The organism is Vibrio sp. 10N.222.55.C6, from assembly GCF_041473395.1.
In the GTDB taxonomy this organism is placed as follows: domain Bacteria; phylum Pseudomonadota; class Gammaproteobacteria; order Enterobacterales; family Vibrionaceae; genus Vibrio; species Vibrio crassostreae_C.
Genome location: NZ_JBFRSD010000872.1, coordinates 1 through 544, shown reverse-complemented (window position 1 = coordinate 544; position 544 = coordinate 1). Strand labels below are relative to the sequence as shown.

The following is a 544-nucleotide window of genomic DNA, read 5'->3' as shown; positions in this document are numbered from 1 at the left end:
GATCTGCACTTAGGAGGCAGCAGTTCGGTGCAACATTAGTCGAATTTATGATCTCTTCCATTTTGGGAATTGTCGTTATTGGAAGTGTGGGGTCGGTATTTATATCCGGACAAAACATCGCATCCGAGAGAAGTAAAGAATTATTACTATTACAACAAGTTTCAGGAGCTCTTCAATACTTTAAAGAAGATATCCAGCGTGCGGGCTACGATGGAGGGACAGGTGTATCTCTAAAATTATCAGGCTCCACCGATACTTTATATATTTCTCCTGATTCAAAAACGGTTGCATATGCTTACACTCATCAATCAGAGATTCGAAATGTCGCTTTTGTATTCGATTCAGGCTTGGTCAAGGTGTGTGATAGCCCCTCCAGTATCGTAAAAACAGTATCAGCGGCGATTAGTGGGTGCTCTTCTATCTTTGAGCCGAATCAAATTAGAGTCGTTGATTTTCATGCGAATCAGTCAAGTATTGAATCTCAAGGGGTTAGTTCAGGTATTACAACCATTATGATTTCTGCTGAATTAGTAGGAGATACGTC

General features: G+C 40.6%; 1 protein-coding gene. It reads left to right on the top strand.

Annotated elements, in window-relative coordinates:
* Positions 1-544: PilW family protein (locus AB4486_RS26635; RefSeq protein ID WP_372119765.1), on the top strand; the 544-nt coding region annotated here is incomplete at both ends.